The organism is Sphingopyxis macrogoltabida (assembly GCF_001314325.1).
Taxonomy (GTDB): domain Bacteria; phylum Pseudomonadota; class Alphaproteobacteria; order Sphingomonadales; family Sphingomonadaceae; genus Sphingopyxis; species Sphingopyxis macrogoltabida.
Genome location: NZ_CP009429.1, coordinates 1,738,022 through 1,752,069, shown reverse-complemented (window position 1 = coordinate 1,752,069; position 14,048 = coordinate 1,738,022). Strand labels below are relative to the sequence as shown.

17 protein-coding genes are annotated in these 14,048 nt (G+C 65.7%); 9 read left to right on the top strand and 8 right to left on the bottom strand.

The annotated features are described in order from the left end of the window. Positions 1-16 precede the first annotated feature (16 nt). The 6 genes from LH19_RS08705 to LH19_RS08680 all read right to left on the bottom strand — a co-directional run bounded on the left by LH19_RS08705 (position 17) and on the right by LH19_RS08680 (position 5,516). Positions 17-244: a F0F1 ATP synthase subunit C gene (locus LH19_RS08705; RefSeq protein WP_003044110.1), complete on the bottom strand. Its 228-nt coding sequence runs from the start codon at positions 242-244 to the stop codon at positions 17-19. 41 nt (positions 245-285) lie between these two features. After that, positions 286-1,071, bottom strand: coding sequence for a F0F1 ATP synthase subunit A (locus LH19_RS08700; protein ID WP_054587828.1), 786 nt, complete (start codon positions 1,069-1,071; stop codon positions 286-288). A 68-nt stretch (positions 1,072-1,139) separates the two neighbouring features. Next, positions 1,140-1,460: an AtpZ/AtpI family protein gene (locus tag LH19_RS08695; protein ID WP_054727112.1), complete on the bottom strand. Its 321-nt coding sequence runs from the start codon at positions 1,458-1,460 to the stop codon at positions 1,140-1,142. Positions 1,461-1,716: 256 nt separating this feature from the next. Continuing rightward, positions 1,717-2,121 carry a YdbL family protein gene (locus LH19_RS08690; RefSeq protein WP_407696719.1) on the bottom strand — a complete coding sequence of 135 codons (405 nt, stop codon included), beginning with the start codon at positions 2,119-2,121 and terminating at the stop codon, positions 1,717-1,719. 15 nt (positions 2,122-2,136) lie between these two features. After that, on the bottom strand, positions 2,137-2,352 hold the full coding sequence (locus LH19_RS08685) for a YnbE family lipoprotein (protein ID WP_054727110.1): 216 nt from the start codon (positions 2,350-2,352) through the stop codon (positions 2,137-2,139). Further along, the gene (locus tag LH19_RS08680) at positions 2,349-5,516 is read right to left on the bottom strand and encodes an intermembrane phospholipid transport protein YdbH family protein (protein ID WP_234716114.1); all 3,168 of its coding nucleotides are present in this window, start codon (positions 5,514-5,516) and stop codon (positions 2,349-2,351) included. Before LH19_RS08680 ends, LH19_RS08685 begins: the two co-directional genes overlap by 4 nt. Before the next feature lie 198 nt (positions 5,517-5,714). Here LH19_RS08680 and radC point away from each other — a divergent pair, with 198 nt between their 5' ends. Together radC and rnk are read left to right on the top strand one after the other, a co-directional pair. Beyond that, positions 5,715-6,398: a RadC family protein gene (gene radC, locus LH19_RS08675; protein ID WP_054727108.1), complete on the top strand. Its 684-nt coding sequence runs from the start codon at positions 5,715-5,717 to the stop codon at positions 6,396-6,398. 205 nt (positions 6,399-6,603) lie between these two features. Then, positions 6,604-7,002 (top strand): nucleoside diphosphate kinase regulator, encoded by a 399-nt coding sequence (rnk, locus tag LH19_RS08670; RefSeq protein ID WP_234716113.1) that lies wholly within the window; start codon positions 6,604-6,606, stop codon positions 7,000-7,002. Between the two features lie 78 nt (positions 7,003-7,080). Here rnk and LH19_RS08665 read toward each other — a convergent pair whose 3' ends face one another. Then, entirely contained in the window at positions 7,081-7,599 is a 519-nt protein-coding gene (locus tag LH19_RS08665) for an EF-hand domain-containing protein (RefSeq protein WP_054727106.1), read from the bottom strand. A gap of 4 nt (positions 7,600-7,603) precedes the next feature. Next, entirely contained in the window at positions 7,604-7,870 is a 267-nt protein-coding gene (locus LH19_RS08660) for a hypothetical protein (RefSeq protein ID WP_145923412.1), read from the bottom strand. Positions 7,871-8,069: 199 nt separating this feature from the next. Here LH19_RS08660 and purB point away from each other — a divergent pair, with 199 nt between their 5' ends. The 7 genes from purB (at position 8,070) to accD (ending at position 14,047) form a co-directional block, all read left to right on the top strand. Next, complete coding sequence (gene purB / locus LH19_RS08655; RefSeq protein ID WP_054727102.1) at positions 8,070-9,386, top strand: adenylosuccinate lyase; 1,317 nt, start codon at positions 8,070-8,072, stop codon at positions 9,384-9,386. A gap of 69 nt (positions 9,387-9,455) precedes the next feature. Further along, entirely contained in the window at positions 9,456-9,785 is a 330-nt protein-coding gene (locus LH19_RS08650; RefSeq protein ID WP_054727100.1) for a lipopolysaccharide assembly protein LapA domain-containing protein, read from the top strand. Continuing rightward, positions 9,782-10,456 (top strand): orotidine-5'-phosphate decarboxylase, encoded by a 675-nt coding sequence (pyrF, locus tag LH19_RS08645; RefSeq protein WP_054727097.1) that lies wholly within the window; start codon positions 9,782-9,784, stop codon positions 10,454-10,456. Before LH19_RS08650 ends, pyrF begins: the two co-directional genes overlap by 4 nt. Positions 10,457-10,573: 117 nt before the next feature. Further along, the gene (locus tag LH19_RS08640) at positions 10,574-11,203 is read left to right on the top strand and encodes a phosphoribosylanthranilate isomerase (RefSeq protein WP_054733235.1); all 630 of its coding nucleotides are present in this window, start codon (positions 10,574-10,576) and stop codon (positions 11,201-11,203) included. Then, a complete protein-coding gene (gene trpB / locus LH19_RS08635) occupies positions 11,200-12,411 on the top strand; it encodes a tryptophan synthase subunit beta (RefSeq protein WP_054727095.1) in 1,212 nt (403 codons plus the stop codon). The genes LH19_RS08640 and trpB overlap by 4 nt, the downstream gene beginning before the upstream one ends. Continuing rightward, positions 12,408-13,199 (top strand): tryptophan synthase subunit alpha, encoded by a 792-nt coding sequence (trpA, locus tag LH19_RS08630; protein ID WP_054727093.1) that lies wholly within the window; start codon positions 12,408-12,410, stop codon positions 13,197-13,199. The genes trpB and trpA overlap by 4 nt, the downstream gene beginning before the upstream one ends. After that, on the top strand, positions 13,196-14,047 hold the full coding sequence (gene accD / locus LH19_RS08625) for an acetyl-CoA carboxylase, carboxyltransferase subunit beta (protein WP_054727091.1): 852 nt from the start codon (positions 13,196-13,198) through the stop codon (positions 14,045-14,047). Before trpA ends, accD begins: the two co-directional genes overlap by 4 nt. Position 14,048 lies beyond the last annotated feature (1 nt).

Below are 14,048 nucleotides of genomic sequence, written 5' to 3'. Positions count from 1 at the left end.
CCGGTCGTCGCTGAAATCAGACGACGAAGAGCAGGATCATCGCAACGACGAACGCCAGCAGGCCGAGAAGTTCGGCAGCGGCGAAGCCGATGAACAGGCGGCCCTGCTGGCCGTCGGCGGCCGCCGGGTTGCGCAGCGCGCTTTCGAGGAAGCTGCCGAAGACGTTGCCCACGCCGATGGCGGCCATGCCGGCACCAATAGCGGCGAGACCTGCACCGATCAGCTTTGCTGCTTCTGCGTCCATTGTAATACTCCTTGGGTGTAAGCGTTTATTATAAAACGGGATTAGTGAAGGTTGACCGCATCGTTGATGTAAAGCGAGGTCAACAGGGCGAAAACATAGGCCTGGATGCCGGCGACGAGCAGTTCGAGCGCGCTGATGCCGATCATCAGGAGGAAGCTGAGCACCGACACGACCGAACCGATCGCGATATTTTCGGCGTTGAAGCCGTTGATCACGAAGCCCGACAGCACCTTCAGCAGCACGTGGCCGGCGGTCATCGCGACGAAAAGCCGCAGGCCGAGGCTGAACGGGCGAATCATGAAGGAGATGAACTCGATCACCGCGATGAAGGGGATCATCGGCAACGGCGTACCGTGCGGAACGAACAGCGAGAAAAAGTGCAGGCCATGGCGCCAGAAGCCGACGACGAGCACGATCGAGAAAGAAAGCAGCGCGAGCACGCCGGTGATCGCGATGTGGCTGGTGACGGTGAAGGGGTGGAGCCCCAGCACGCCCAGCGGCAACATGCCGAGCAGGTTGCAGAACAGGATGAACATGAAAAGCGAGAAGACATAAGGCGTATATTTGCGCCCTTCGCTGCCGATATTCGCGGTCATCATGTTCGAGATGAAGCCGGTGAAGCCTTCGACCGCAGCCTGCCAGCGGCCCGGAACGAGCTGGCGGCGCATCCCGCCCCACATGAAGAGGCCGAGCACGACGGCGGCGATCACCATCCACAGCGCGCTGTTGGTGAACAGGACTTCATGCCCGCCGAGGTTGAAACCGCCGCCGAGCGGGGTCACCTCGAACTGGTGCATCGGGTCGATCTTGCCGGATTCCGCCGCCACTCTTCACTCCACGCGCATTGCGGGGCGGCTTTTGGGGCCGTCCCGCCGATAAATTCCTGTTTGCTCCGCTAGTTGCGGGGCGTCTTTGTCAGGCGGATGATGTTCCGGAACGCCACGACGATCCCCAGAAACAACATCCCCAACAAGCCCCAGGGCGACGTGCCGGCGAAGCGATCGATCAGCCACCCGAACAGTGCGCCGCCGATCAATCCGCCCAGCAGTTCCGCCAATACCCGGTTGCCGAGCCGGTAATTGGCATCGGATTCCGGTCCGGCGGTCACCGCGGTCCGTTTCGCTTCTGCGGCTTCGGCCCGGTCCAATCGCTCTTCGAGCGAGACCAGGCGCGAATCCTCCGAAGTTGGTTCCGGATCGCTGCCGTTACCCGTCATCTTGCGCCATCCTCCTGAAACAGAAGCGGAAAACCGCGATCCTGCCTGCGAAAAAAGGCCCGAAAAATCGGGGGACCCCTAAGGCGCGGTCCGTTTAGGAACGACGCCCTGTGAAGTCAATGCCCGCGCGTGGGCGCAGCGCAACATTATGTTGCAGCGCGCAAATGAACTTGGCGCACGCACACAAAAATGCCGCCGCGTTTAGGGGCGCGGCGGCATATGGCGCCCGCAGGCGCCCTTGTTCGTTGGCCGAGCGTTACGGGCAGCGCGAATCGCGCACCGGCGCACCGCCGTCGCGCGTCTTCCAGCTCCCGTCGGGCGCCTTGTATTTTTCGCCCGGCTTGGTCTTGGCAATCAGGTTGCAGCCGGTGACGAAAGCGAACTGTTCGACCGTGCTGCCCTGCGGCGCGCCGCTGGTATAGGCGGCCTTGCGCTTGATGTTGATGTCGTCGACGATTGCCCGCACCGCCGGGGTCGGGGTCGAGGCATAGCCGAGGTAACCGTCGGGCTGCTCGCCGACCTGCCCCGCCGCGCGCGCGGCTTCATAGGCCGGGTTGCGCTGTGCGGTCGCCGAGGGCACCGCCACGGCCACCGCAGCGGTCACGGCCAGGGCGGCCATCGCCAGTCCGGTCGGCTTCATATGTTTGAAATATGTCTTCATCGTCATCATTCCCTGTCAGAATATCTCGCTATTCTGTTCGATCAGCTTTTTGGCGTCTCCATCCAGCCTGTACACGATTTCCTGGCGGATGTTGATGTTCAGGTTGATCTCGATCGGCTTGTCGGGCGTATCGATCTGAACGCAGCCCGCAAGGCCGACTGTTCCGATCAATAGCGCCAGATACCGGCTCGCGACACCCTGCCTCCTTGCTTCTCCATTGGTGGTCATCATTGCACGGGCTCGCTTGCTGGGGGCTGAACGGGATTGGCCGGGTTGGCGGCGGCTGCCTTGGCGTCTTCCTGCGCCTGGAGCAGCGCGGGCAGATTCTGTTCGATATACACTGTCGGGTCGTAAAAGCCCTTGGCCGATGTCACGAGCTGGCGGAAGGGGGCCTGGATCTTGACGTTGAAGACGAACGGCAGCTTCGCGATCTGGTTGATCAGGAAATTGCGCGTCGCCCCCTCACCCTGCCCGACGCCGCCAAAGCGGATATCGGTCACCATCTCGCCGTCGAGATCGCCGTTGAGGATGATCGTCAGATCGTCATATTTCAGGCTGCGCAGGGCACCAAAGGCAAAATTGGCCATCGCGCCCAGATTGTGGTTCGACAGTTCGCCGACATAGGCGAGCGTGCCGCCACCCTCGCGCGAATCGATGCGGCCATTCACGATCTTGCCGCCGAGGCCGCCGAACTCGACCGGCAGCGTCCCGTCGAACTTGCCGGTCGCGTTGATATTGTCGAAGCCGAAATTCTGCAGGAAGACCGCGGCATCGACCCCGACGATGTCGAACGACAGCCGCCGCGGCTCGGTGGCGTTGAAATCGAGCGTCGTCGGGTGGAGCAACAGCTTGCCGCCCGCGAACGGCCAGCTTCCTCCCTCGACGCGCACCTTGTTGTCGCCGAGCAGCCGGTATTCGATCTCGCCGTCGATCACCGGAATGCCGGGATTGATCTCCTTGATCTTGGCGATCTGCCCCGGCGCGGACCTGAGGCCGATCAGGTCGTCGAAGGTCAGGGTGGTCGTCAGCCCGGTGACCGGACCGAAGGCGGCGGCCAGGTTGGTGTCGGCGGTAGCGAATGTGCCGCGGCTGGTCACTCCGGCGGGCGACCAGTCGATGCGGCCGTCGCCGACCACCGATCCCTGGACATTGGCGACGACGCCGAGCGCGAGGCGGGTCAGCTGGTCGGGCTGGAAATTGTCGCCAAAGCGCAATTCAGTGACCTTGAGGTCGGCCGAACCGGTTCCGTCGGCGAGCCGGTGGCGGATGACCGTATCGACGACGCGGACGCCCGACTTCCGCTCGTCGAACCCGGCGGTTGCGTCGATCACGCCATTCGTAAAGGACAGGTGGGCGTTGTTGCTGATCAACGGCGAAAAGCGCGCGTCGGCTTCGGCATCGGTCAGCACCATTGCGCCGTCGAGCGACAGCGCGCCGCCTGCCCAGCGCCATCCGCCGCCAATCTCGCTCATGTTCAGCGGCACGACGCCGATCTTGCCGCTCGCCCCGCCGAGTTCGCCGGCAAGGCCATTTGCGGTACTGCGTCCCGACAACGTTTCGGCGGCGAAGCGGGTGACGCTGTCGCCCTCGCCCAGCCGCACGTCGGCGCGCGCGAGCGACCAGCGCATCGATGCAAGGTCGATCCGCGCCGGGCCGCTGTCGAAGGCGAAGGGCGACGTGCCGCTCGCACCGCGCAGTCGGATGCCCGGAATGCGGATGTCGCCGCGCAGCCCGTCGGGGCCCGCGCTCAGCAACGGTGCGCCGGGGCGGCTGCACAGGTCGATCGCGCTGGCGCCGAGCCGGAAACCCGCGATCGCGATCCGTTGTGCGGCAACTCGGCTGCACCCGCCATTGAGGGCCAGCGCGCCGGTCGGGGCGAGCACGCCCACCAGCGGTACCGTCAACCCGTCGACCCGCCCGTCGGCAAGCGGGCCCGACAGTTCGGCGCGCGTCGCGAAGCGGACGAGGCCGCCCGGTTCGCCCGAGAAACGGACCGGGGCGAGCGCCAGCCGCGCATCGCCCGCACTATAGGGATCGAGTCGCGCGAGCCCGCTGACCGCGCCATCGGCGCGCCGATCGAGGTCGAGGTCACCCGTCGGCAGGTCGCCGCCACCGAAGCTCCAGCGCCCGGCGATCAGCATCGCCGGTTTCGCTGCCGCCCAGAGGTAGGAGATGCGGCTGTCGGCATCGCCGCTGAATCGCGCGCCGCTAGCGCTCGAGAGCTGCAAGGCGACCACATCGACTCGCGCCGCCTCCCCTTCGCCCGCCAACAGGAATTGCGCGCTGCCGCCGGCGTCGGCGAGCATGCGCGAGAGCGCTGCGGTCGCCTTGGTGGCCAAGGGGCCGATGGGCGTTGCCTTCAGGCCATCGGCGCTCGCAGCGATCGACTGCCGCAGCCCCGCACTGGCACTCGCGCGGGCAAAGGCGATACGCCCGTCGAGCCTCGGCGCCTTTGCGCCGACGATGCCTTTCGCATCGAGATTGACCGAATCGGCAGCGAAATCGGCGCCACGCAGGCGCGCCATATCGGCGTCGATGTCGAGGCGGGTCTGCGCCGCCGTCCCGTCGAAGCGGGCGATGACCCCCAGCCGGTCCGCCTGCACCGGTCCCGCCGCCAGCTTCGCGATGCTGGCATCGGCGCTGCCCTTCCAGCTTTGCAGGTTTTCGGAGAGCGAGAGGTCGAGCGCGATCTGCGGCGCGGCGGCGGTCACGCTGCCGTTCGCGCAGCGCAGCGACTTCCCGCGCAGCGGCCCGACGAGGCGCGGCCGCACATCGCGCACCGACACAGTGCCATAGAAGGTGACTCCGTCGCCGCTGCATCCCGCCGCGGTGATGTCCGGCGCGACGAGCGCCAGCTTGCCAGTAAAGGCGTTGCGCAGGTTGCCGCCGCCATTCAGCGCCGCGCCGACATCGCCCCACGGCGTCTCGACTCGCGCCCGGGCGTCTTTCAGCACCACCGACAGGTCCGGCAAGGCGAAGGGATCGGTACTGGTCGGATCGCGGAACTTGTCGAGTGCTCCGAACGACATCCGCCCTTCGGTAAAGCGCCCGTAAAGCCGTACTCCGTCGGCGCGAATTTGGGAAACATAGGGCCCCGACCAGCCATAGCCGAGCGATACGACGACCGTTTTCGCGATCAGGTCGGGGCGTTTTGGGTCGCCGATGACGACATTCGACAGCCGCTCGGTGCGAAAACCGATGTCTTCGACGCGATAGCTTGCTGCGATGCCGCGGCTGTCGAGTTCTTCGCGAATGAAGCGGTCGGCGATCGGCTCGCGCGCCAGCCATACCCCGGCGATCAACGCCGCAACCGCACCCGCCGTCAGCCAGCGTTTCTTGAACAACAATGTCCGGTATCGCCACCGGGGCCGGGGCTGCTCATCCGCCTGGCTCACGGCCTGCCCCCGGGAAGTGCGGAAACGCCGAGATCGCCCGATGACGTCATGCCGTGCAAAAATCGTCCTCCGGCCCAAACCCTGTCCGGGATGAAAACGCCGGAAATCCCGTTTCGCTGCAGGAGATTGGTCCGGATCGCCATCATCCGTTTCCTATGACCGTTGAGTGCGCCCCACAAGGCGGTTATTCGGAGGCGGATGGGGGACAGCGAAGCACCAGATCATATCGGCCACCGCGCGCGGCTCCGCGCCCGCCTGCTCGACGATGCGGAGGGGCTCGCCGATTACGAGCTGGTCGAATATCTTCTGGCCCTCGCCATTCCGCGCCGCGACACCAAGCCGCTGGCCAAGGCGCTGCTCCGCGAATTCGGCTCGCTCGCGCAACTGATCAGCGCCGACCCCGAATCGCTGCGCCGCGTCGACGGCATGGGCGAAGGCGCGATCGCCGCACTGAAGATCGTTCAGGCGGCAGGGCTGCGGATGCTGAAGGGCGAGTTTCGCGACAAGCCCCTGCTCTCGAGCTGGGACGCGCTGCTCGACTGGCTGCGTGCCGACATGGGGCCGATCGACGTCGAGCGCGTCCGCGTCCTCTACCTTAATTCGCGCAATATGCTGATCCGCGACGAACTGGCGAGCGAGGGATCGATCGACCAGTCGGCGATCTACGTTCGCGAGGTGATCAAGCGCGCGCTCGAACTCGGCGCCTCGGCAATCATCCTTGTGCACAATCACCCGAGCGGCAGCCCCGAACCGAGCCGGCAGGATATCGCGATCACGCGCGACATCGCCGCGGCGGCGGCAAAGCTCGGCATCGCGCTTCACGATCATATCATCATCGGCGGCTCGGATTTTCGCAGCCTGCGCGCCATGGGGCTCCTTTAGGCGCGATTTGACTTTCGCGAGCATGGGCGACATCATCGCGCCATGCCGATGATGCGTAGCCTTTTCCGTTTCCATGGGGGACAGCTTCTCGCGGGCATCTAGCCCCGGGTTCCGGCGCGACTGCCCCGAACCCGGGGCAAATTTCCACTAGATTCTATTGTTGCGTGCGGCTGTTCTGCTGCGCGCGTGCTGGAAAGTCCGCACCATGAAAAACGAAGAGGCCATCCGGCCGCATATCCATATGATCGACAGCGAGGCCGATGCGCTGACCGAGCTTACTTTGCAGAAGCAACGCGACCATATCCGCCTTTACGAACTGTTACTCGGCGAAATCGACCGCGCCGCGATCCACAGCAGCGCGGACATCCCGGACGATGTCGTGACGATGGGGTCGGAAGTGACCTTTCTCGACGAGAAGAGCGACACCGAACGGACGGTGCGTCTTGTCTATCCGGGCGACGCTGACATTTCGGCGGGGCGAATATCGATCCTCACTCCGATCGGCGCCGGGTTGATCGGGCTCAGTACCGGCCAGTCGATCCTCTGGCCCGACCGGGGCGGCGAGGAGCATCGGTTGACGATCGTGAAGGTCCGGCAGCCCTGACGCACGTTGGCAATACCCCTGACGCGATGAAGCCGCCGGATCGCTCCGACGGCTTCACCACCCAGTCAGGGACGCCGTTTAACCAGCGCCGCGCGACAGGAAACCGGTAAGCTCGGTCTTGCTGACCTGACCCGACTTATCGCCATCGGCGGCGGCAAAGGCCTGGCCAATCCACGTCTTCACATCAGCCGATTCGGGATCGACCGAGGGATCGGTGGCAGTCCGCAGCTTCTTCATCCACGCCGCAAATTCGGCGTCGCTGAGTTCGCCCGACTTGTCGGCGTCATAGGTCGGGAACTCCTGGTCCACGATCTGTGCGACCTGCGTCGGCGAGGCTGCCGTGCCGCCCGAAGGCGCAGGCTGCGTTGCGGTGTCGCCGGCCGGCGGCGTACCCGGAGCCTCGCTGGCGGGCGGCGTCGAAGTTGCGGCATCGGGTGCCGGAGCCGGAGCCGGCTCAGCCGGCGCGGGCGTCGTCGTAGTATCGGTCGGTGCCGGCTGCGAGGTCGCCGGAGCGGCCGGGTCGGCGGGCGGCGTTTCCTGGGCCAGCGCGGGGAAGCTCACCGCGGCGGCGCCGATCAAAAGCATCTGTTTCAGCATGATATTACTCCTGCGGGGGAGCCGATTCCGGCTCCGGGGCCGGCTCGGCCGGCGGGGTGCTGTCCGTAGGATCGGCCTTGTCCGCATCGGGCGCCGGTTCCTCGGTCGGGGTCGTACTGTCGGTCGGAGCAGGCGCGGGTGCCGGCTCGGCCGTCGGTGCGGGCTCCGACTGCGTGGTCGGTGCCGGATCGCTGTCCGTCGGTTCGGTCGTCTGCGCCAGAGCGGGGAAGCTGATTGCTGCCGCGCCGATCAAAAGCACTTGTTTAATCACGATATTACTCCTGTAGGGGCGACGGCTTGCGATGGTGCGACCCGCCACCTTTCTGATGGGGCATGGGGTCAACTCACCCGATTTGCCGAAAGTTGCGCGCCGGTCGTGATTGGCGAAACACTCTGTCCCTGCTAGGGGGCGCTCCGTCGCAGTTTCGGACGGATTCTCCGATGAGACGCCGCAAAAGGAAGGAAAATCAATGGTTCCGCGTTACGCCCGGGCGGACATGACCGCTATCTGGTCGGCCGAGAATCGCTTTCGTATCTGGTTCGAGATCGAAGCGCACGCGACCGACGCGCTCGCGGAACTGGGTACAGTTCCCAAATCGGCGGCGAAGGCGCTGTGGGACTGGTGGGCCACCAAGCCGGTGATCGACGTCGCCGCGATCGACGCGATCGAGGCGGTGACCAAGCACGACGTCATCGCTTTCCTGACCTGGGTTGCCGAGAATGTCGGCGACGAGGCGCGCTTCATGCATCAGGGCATGACGTCGAGCGATGTGCTCGACACCTGCCTCGCCGTCCAGCTCGCGCAGGCCGCCGACATATTGCTCGCCGACCTCGACGCCCTTCTCGAAGCGATCAAGCGCCGCGCCTATGAGCACAAGCTGACCCCGACGATCGGCCGCAGCCACGGCATCCATGCCGAACCGGTGACCTTCGGGCTCAAGCTCGCCGAGGCCTATGCCGAATTCTCGCGCTGCAAACTCCGCCTGCAGGCGGCGCGCGCCGAAATCGCGACCTGCGCCATTTCGGGCGCGGTCGGCACTTTCGCCAACATCGACCCGCGCGTCGAGGAACATGTTGCCGCCAAGCTCGGCCTTGCCATCGAGCCGGTATCAACGCAGGTGATCCCGCGCGACCGGCATGCCATGTTCTTCGCGGTGCTCGGCGTCATCGCCTCGTCGATCGAACGCCTGTCGGTCGAGGTCCGTCACTTGCAGCGCACCGAGGTGCTCGAGGCCGAGGAGTATTTCTCGCCGGGGCAAAAGGGTTCGTCGGCGATGCCGCACAAGCGCAATCCGGTGCTGACCGAAAACCTCACCGGCCTCGCGCGCATGGTGCGCAGCGCCGTGACCCCGGCGATGGAGAATGTCGCGCTCTGGCACGAACGCGACATCAGCCATTCGTCGGTCGAGCGCTTCATCGGTCCCGACGCGACGATCACGCTCGACTTCGCGCTCGCGCGGCTGACCGGGGTGGTCGACAAGCTGCTCGTTTATCCTGAGCGGATGCAGAAGAACCTCGATCGGATGGGCGGGCTCGTCCATTCGCAGCGCGTGCTGCTGGCGCTGACCCAGGCGGGCGCCAGCCGCGAAGACAGTTATGCGCTGGTCCAGCGCAACGCGATGCGGGTGTGGGAAAGCGACGGCCAGTTGTCGCTGCTCGAACTGCTCAAGGCCGATGCCGACGTGACCGCGCGGCTGTCGGCGGACGAGCTCACCGCGCTGTTCGACCTCGACTATCATATGAAGCATGTCGACACGATCTTTGCGCGGGTGTTCGGGGCGGCATAGTGCGCGGGCTGGAAACCCGCGGCAATCTGTCCTAGGGTCGCGCGAAGACCGACCGAGGAGCAAGGCCAAGTGGGAATCCTGCGAACGATCATCTGGGTTTTCCTGACCATCGTACTGGTCGTTTTCGCGATGGCGAACTGGATTCCGGTGACGGTCCGCATCTGGCCGGGGCAGGATCTCGAAACCAAATTGCCGATGCTGATCTTCATCGCTTTCCTGCTCGGCAGCATCCCGACCTGGATCGCGTTGCGTGCGACACGCTGGTCGATGAAGCGGCGCCTCGACAACAGCGAGCGCCAGCTTGCCGACCTGCGCGCCATGGCCAACCGCCCGTCCGACCCCGCCCCGGCGTCGGCCCCCGTCAACGACATCCCGCCATCGCCATTGGAGACCCCATGAGTTCGCCGCTTTATCTCGCCATCGATACCACCCACCTCGATGCGGCGCTGACGCTGGCGCAGAAGGTGCGGCACCATGTCGGCGGGCTGAAGCTGGGGCTCGAATTCTTCTGCGCCAACGGCCATCACGGCGTCCATGAAATGGCGAAGCTCGGCCTGCCGATCTTCCTCGATCTCAAGCTGCACGACATTCCGAATACGGTCGCCAAGGCGATCCAGGCGTTGCGTCCGCTCGAACCCGCCATCCTGACCGTCCACGCCGCGGGCGGCCGCGCGATGCTCGAGGAAGCCAAGGCGGCCGCGGGCACGAGTACCAAGGTCATCGCGGTGACGGTGCTGACCAGCCTCGACGCGCCCGATCTCGATGACATCGGCGTCGGCGGCACCCCGCACGACCAGGTCGTCCGGCTCGCGGCGCTGGCGCGCCAGTCGGGCGTCGACGGCATCGTCTGTTCGGGACAGGAAGTGAAGGCGGCGCGCAAGGCATGGCCCGGAGGCTTCTACGTCGTTCCCGGGGTGCGGCCTGCGAACGGCGCTGCCGGCGACCAGAAGCGGATCGTCACCCCGGCGCAGGCGATGACCGACGGCGCCTCGATCCTCGTCGTCGGGCGCCCGATCAGCCAGTCGCCCGACCCCGACCTCGCCGCACGCGAAATCGAGGCGACGCTTTAAGCCCACCAGCAATACCCGTTCGTGTCGAGCGAAGTCGAGACACCCCGAAGGCGCGCATGACCGATGGGCATCTCGACTTCGCTCGATGCGAACGGATACAGGATAGCCGAGCCAGCCATGCCCCCTCTCGTTAAAATCTGCGGCCTCAAGACACCCGAAGATGTCGATGCCGCCATCCGCCTCGGCGCGACGCATATCGGTCTCAACCTCTATGAACCGAGCCCGCGCTACGTCGACCTCAAGACCGCCGCCGAACTGCGCAAGTGCGCCGAAGGGCGGGTCAAGGTCGCGTTGCTGCTGGTCAACGCGTCGCAAATCGCCACCGCCGAAGCGCTCGGCAAGGTGCGCCCCGATATCGTCCAGTTCCACGGCAGCGAGGCGCCCGAATGGGTCGCGGCGGTGAAGCGTTCGATCCCCGCCGAGGTCTGGAAGGCGGTAGGGCTGAAAGATGCCGGGACGCTCGACCGCATCCGCCAATATGACGGCGCCGTCGACCGTATCCTCTTCGACGCCCCGGCGCAGGCGATGCCCGGCGGCACCGGCACCCGCTTCGACTGGTCGCTGCTCGTCAATCATCGCCACAGCATCGACTGGGGGATCGCGGGCGGCTTGACCCCCGCCAACGTCGCCGAGGCACTCGCGGCGACGGGCGCGCCGCTGGTCGACGTATCCTCGGGCGTCGAAAGCGCGCCGGGCGTGAAGGATATGGACAAGATCGCGGCTTTCCTTAAAGCGGCGGGTCGATGACCCACGCACCGAACAGCCTCCGTACCCAGCCCGACGAACGCGGCCATTTCGGCCAGTTCGGCGGCCGCTATGTCGCCGAAACGCTGATGCCGCTGATCCTCGATCTCGAGCGTTGCTATCGCGCGGCGCAGCAAGACAACAGCTTCAAGGCCGAATTCGACTATCTGTTGAAGCATTATGTCGGCCGCCCGAGCCCGCTGTGGTTCGCCGAGCGGCTGACCGAGCAGCTCGGCGGCGCCAAAATCTATCTGAAGCGCGAGGATCTCAATCACACCGGCGCGCACAAGATCAACAATTGCATCGGCCAGATCCTGCTCGCGAAGCGGATGGGCAAAACGAAGATCATCGCCGAAACCGGCGCCGGCCAGCACGGCGTCGCGACCGCGACCGTCGCGGCCCTGTTCGGCCTGCCTTGCACAATCTTCATGGGCGCGGTCGATGTTGCGCGGCAGCAGCCGAACGTGTTCCGTATGAAATTGCTCGGCGCCGAAGTCGTCGCGGTCGAAAGCGGCGCCAAGACGCTGAAGGACGCGATGAACGAAGCGCTGCGCCACTGGGTCGCCAACGTCCACGACACCTTCTACATCATCGGCACGGTCGCGGGCCCGCATCCCTACCCCGAACTGGTCCGCGACTTCCAGTCGGTGATCGGCGACGAAGCGCGTGCGCAGATCCTCGAAGCCGAGGGCCGCTTGCCCGATATGCTGATCGCCCCGGTCGGCGGCGGCTCGAACGCGATCGGGCTGTTTCACCCGTTCCTCGACGACGACAGCGTCGAGATCGTCGGCGTCGAAGCGGCCGGCGAAGGTCTCGATGGCAAGCATGCCGCGAGCCTCGCCGGCGGTCGCCCCGGCATTCTTCATGGCAACAAGACCTACCTGCTGCAGGACGAGGACGGCCAGATCACCGAGGCGCACAGCATCTCGGCAGGGCTCGACTATCCGGGCATCGGGCCCGAGCATAGCTGGCTCCACGAAATCGGCCGCGTCCGCTATGAACCGGTCACCGACGCCGAGGCGCTCGCCAGCTTCCAGAAGCTGACCAAGCTTGAGGGCATCATCCCCGCACTCGAAAGCGCCCACGCCATCGCGGCAGCGGAACGCATCGCGCCGACACTCGGCAAGGACAAGATCATCATCGTCAACTGCTCGGGCCGTGGCGACAAGGACATTTTCACCGTAGCGGATGCGCTGGGGGTGAAGCTGTGAGCCGCTTCGCTGCCACCTTCGCGAAGCCGCACACCGCGCTCGTCGCCTTCATCACCGCGGGCGACGGCGATACCGCCGCGAACCTCGATGCGCTCGTCGCGGGCGGCGCCGATGTGATCGAACTCGGCATGCCCTTCACCGATCCGATGGCCGACGGTCCGGCGATCCAGGCCGCGAACCTGCGCAGCCTCGCCAAGGGCACGACGACCGCCGACATCTTCGCGATCGCCGCCGCGTTCCGGTCGCGCCATCCCGATACGCCGCTTGTCCTGATGGGCTATGCCAATCCGATGACGATCCGCGGGGCCGACTGGTTCGCCGCCGAATGCGCAAAAGCGGGTGTCGATGGCGTCATCTGCGTCGATATCCCTTCGGAAGAGGACGCCGAACTCGGCCCGGCGCTCCGTGGTGCCGGGGTCGATCTGATCCGTCTCGCGACGCCGACCACCGACGCGGCGCGGCTGCCCGATGTGCTCAGCGGCGCGAGCGGGTTTCTCTATTATGTCTCGGTCGCGGGCATCACCGGTCAGCAGCAGGCGGCGCAGGCGAGTATCGAGGAAGCCGTCGCACGGCTCAAGGCAGCGACCGACCTGCCTGTCGCGGTCGGCTTCGGCGTGCGGACGCCCGAGCAGGCGCATGCGATTGCCAAGGTCGCCGACGGCGTCGTCGTCGGCTCGGCCTTTATCGACATCATCACCGAGCATGGCGACGATGCCGCGCCCCACGTCGAAACCTTCACCCGTTCGCTTGCCGATGCTATCCACGGCGCAAAGGAGATCGCCGCATGAGCTGGCTCGACCGCGTCCGCAACGCCCTGCCCTTCACGGCGAAGCGCGATACCGCCGACAATCTCTGGCACAAATGCCGCCAGTGCGCGCAGATGGTGTTCGTCAAGGAATGGGAAGATAATCTCAACGTCTGTCCGCGCTGCGACCATCATGACCGGATCGGAGCGAAGGAGCGTTTCGCCCAGCTGTTCGACGGCGGTCTCCACGAGCTGATCGCATCGCCGGCGGCGCCCGAGGATCCGCTGAAGTTCCGCGACACGAAGAAATATGTCGATCGCATCAAGGCCGCGCGCGCGCAGACCGGCGATCGCGATGCCTATCAGAATGCGTTCGGCCGCATTTCCAGCCTTCCCACGGTGATCGGCGTGCAGGATTTCGCCTTCATGGGCGGATCGATGGGGGTCGCGGTCGGCGAAGCCTTCGTGGCGGGCGTCGAGGAAGCCATCCGCCGTGGCTGCCCCTATATCGCGATTACCGCTGCGGGCGGCGCGCGGATGCAGGAAGGCACGCTGTCGCTGATGCAGATGCCGCGTGCGACGGTCGCGCTGGCGCGCCTGCGCCGCGCCGGCCTGCCCTATATCGTCCTGCTCACCGATCCGACCACCGGCGGCGTTACTGCCAGCTATGCGATGCTCGGCGACGTGCAGATCAGCGAGCCCAAGGCGCTGATCGGTTTCGCGGGACAGCGGGTGATCGAGAATACGATCCGCGAAAAGCTGCCCGAAGGCTTCCAGCGCGCCGAATATCTGCTCGATCACGGGATGATCGACATGGTCGTGCACCGCAAGGAATTGCCCGAAACGCTGGGCCGGCTGATCGGCTATCTGGCGCCCGAAAAGGCCGCCTGAG